Below are 2,541 nucleotides of genomic sequence, written 5' to 3'. Positions count from 1 at the left end.
GTCCGCCACCGTCGCTGCGACGTCGGGACTCGAGGCGTGAGCCTCGACGTCCTTGGTCAGCGGAGCGACGGCGTCGGCTGACGCTCCACGGAAGGCCATCAGTTGTCCTCCATCAGTTCTGGCCCGGGGTGCCGGCCTCGAGGTCGGCGAGGAAGCGCTCCACGACCCGACCCTGGCGTGCGTCGTCGTCGAGGGACTCGCCCACGATGCGACCGGCCAGCGTGGTGGCGAGGGTGCCCACCTCGGCCCGCAGCGAGGTGACCGCCTGCTGGCGCTCCGCCTCGATCTGGGCCTTGCCGTGGTCGACGATGCGCGACGCCTCGGTCTGAGCCTGCTCACGCATCTCGGCAACGATGGTCGCCCCCTGCTCACGCGCTTCCTCACGGATGCGCGCGGCTTCGTGACGGGCGTCCGCCAGCTGCTTCTCGAGCTCGGCCAGCTTGGCGTCGGCCTCGGCCTGCTTGGTCTCGGCAGCCGCGAGGCCGCCTTCGATCGCCGTCGTGCGGTCAGCGAAGGTCGACTCGAAGCTCGGGACGACGAACTTCTTCACAGCGAAGAAGAGGATCGCGAACACCACGATCGACAAGACGATCTCGACCGGGTGCGGGATGAGCGGGTTCAGCTCTTCCGCCGCCCGCAACACGGGTGATGCAGTCAGTGCTTGCATAGCAGGTCCTTCCGGGGTCCCTACGTCAGTCTGGCTTCAGGGGCCTCGGTCAGAGGACGAACGCGAGCGCGATACCGATGATCGCGAGCGCCTCGGCGAGGGCGAAGCCCAGGATGGCGATCGACTGCAGGCGGCTCTGGGCCTCCGGCTGACGAGCGACACCACTGATGTAGGCGGCGAAGATCAGGCCGATTCCGATGCCCGGCCCGATTGCGGCCAGGCCGTAGCCGATCATGTTGAGGTTGCCGTCCACGGCTGTTTCCTTTCGGTTGGTGCTGCTGTGAGATGAGGTGGAGCTGGTGGTGCGGGTCGAGCTCAGTGCTCGTCCGCCAGAGCGCCCTGGATGTACATGGCGTTCAGGAGGACGAAGACGTAGGCCTGGAGGAACTGGATCAGCAGCTCCAGGAACGAGATCACGATGAACAACAGCCAGGCCAGGACACCGACCGGGGCGTAGGCCAGCGACTGCTCGAGGAGGAGGTACTCACCGCCGAGGGCGAAGAGGATCAGGAGCAGGTGGCCGGCGAACATGTTCGCGAACAGACGCAGGGCCAGCGTGACCGGCCGCACGATGATGTTCGACATGAACTCGAGCGGGATGAGCAGCAGGAGGATGGGCCCACCGACACCGGCGGGGACCGACTGCAGCTTGAAGTAGCCGGCGAAGCCGTGCTTCTTGATGCCGACGATGTTGTAGATCAGCCAGCTCATGATCGCCAGCGAGTAGACCATCCCGGATCGGGAGAAGGTCGGGAACTGGATGAAGGGTATCGAGCCCATCAAGTTGTTGAAGAGCACGAAGAAGAACAGCGCGAAGAGGTACGGCGTGTAGCGCTGGAAGTCCTGGCTGCCGATGATGTCGCGGCCCATGGAGTTGCGCACGAAGCCGTAGGCCTCCTCGCCGACGTACTGCAGGCGACCGGGAACCATGGCGCGCTTGCGCGAGGCGAGGTAGAAGAACGCGAAGACCAGGATGCCGGCCACGACGATCTGCACCATCGGCTTGGTGATGCCGGCCATCTGGGCCTGGCCGAGGAACTCGAACGTGCCACTCCCGGTGCCGGGGATCGCCGGGTAGTCGAAGTCGGCCGGGCTGGGCGGCTCGAACGTCTCGGTCTCGCCGAGGAAGATGAGGCTGCTCACCGTGTCTCCTGTGTCTGCACTACCGCTGGGGTTCGGTGGGATGGCTGGGGCTGCTGGGACTGTCTGTGGACGTGCTGCTGGGCGGAGCTGGGCCGGTGTCCGGCGGAGCCTTGAAGCGGGCCCAGGTCATGTAGAGGCCGAGTACTGCACCACACATGATCCCGATCGCCACCATGAAGCCGGTGCCCCACCAGCGATCGAGCCCGAAGCCGACGAGGCCGTACAGCAGGACCCCCGCCACGACGTACCCGAAGGCGTTCCAGGGATCGCCTCGTGGGGTGTCGTGGTCCTCGGTCATTGCGCCCCGGACAATAGCAGTCTGTGCGGGTCATCGCGCACCCCCCTCCACGCTGGACGAGACGTCCCCGCGGGGGTGCGGGGTGGGCTCGGCGGCGGGGAGGTCGTAGACCGGGATGCGCACGCGCGTGGCGAGCAGCACCTGGGCTGCGGTCCAGATCAGGGCACCGCTGATGACGGCCGCAGCCAGCCACCCGGCGGTGAGGTTGTCGGCCGCCCAGGAGGTGTCGCTGAGCGGGATCAGCACCGCCGCGAGCAGCACCATCTGGAGGGTGTAGGTCATCAGGGCGACCATCAGCGAGGCAGCAGGCATGAGGTCGGCGACGACAGTCACGACCAGGGCGCCGCTGAAGAGGACGCCGACGACGACCGCGGTGCCGACCAGGCCGGCCAGCAGACCCGTGCGTCCGTCGACGAGCAGCGCCACCTGGGAG

5 protein-coding genes are annotated in these 2,541 nt (G+C 67.1%); all 5 read right to left on the bottom strand.

Annotated elements, in window-relative coordinates; all coding sequences use genetic code 11:
• Window positions 1–112: 112 nt before the first annotated feature.
• The gene (locus VOI19_RS17960) at window positions 113–667 is read right to left on the bottom strand and encodes a F0F1 ATP synthase subunit B (protein WP_323794312.1); all 555 of its coding nucleotides are present in this window, start codon (window positions 665–667) and stop codon (window positions 113–115) included.
• A gap of 49 nt (window positions 668–716) precedes the next feature.
• Complete coding sequence (atpE, locus tag VOI19_RS17955; RefSeq protein ID WP_211351061.1) at window positions 717–902, bottom strand: ATP synthase F0 subunit C; 186 nt, start codon at window positions 900–902, stop codon at window positions 717–719.
• An 80-nt stretch (window positions 903–982) separates the two neighbouring features.
• Window positions 983–1,810, bottom strand: a complete 828-nt coding sequence (gene atpB, locus VOI19_RS17950; protein ID WP_323794311.1) for a F0F1 ATP synthase subunit A — start codon at window positions 1,808–1,810, stop codon at window positions 983–985.
• Window positions 1,811–1,829: 19 nt separating this feature from the next.
• Complete coding sequence (locus VOI19_RS17945) at window positions 1,830–2,108, bottom strand: hypothetical protein (RefSeq protein WP_323794310.1); 279 nt, start codon at window positions 2,106–2,108, stop codon at window positions 1,830–1,832.
• Between the two features lie 30 nt (window positions 2,109–2,138).
• Window positions 2,139–2,541: hypothetical protein (locus VOI19_RS17940; protein ID WP_323794309.1), on the bottom strand; the 403-nt coding region annotated here is incomplete at its 5' end.

Origin of the sequence: Nocardioides sp. (genome assembly GCF_034670285.1) — a bacterium.
Classification (GTDB): domain Bacteria; phylum Actinomycetota; class Actinomycetes; order Propionibacteriales; family Nocardioidaceae; genus Nocardioides.
This window is presented reverse-complemented; position numbering and strand designations above follow the sequence as displayed.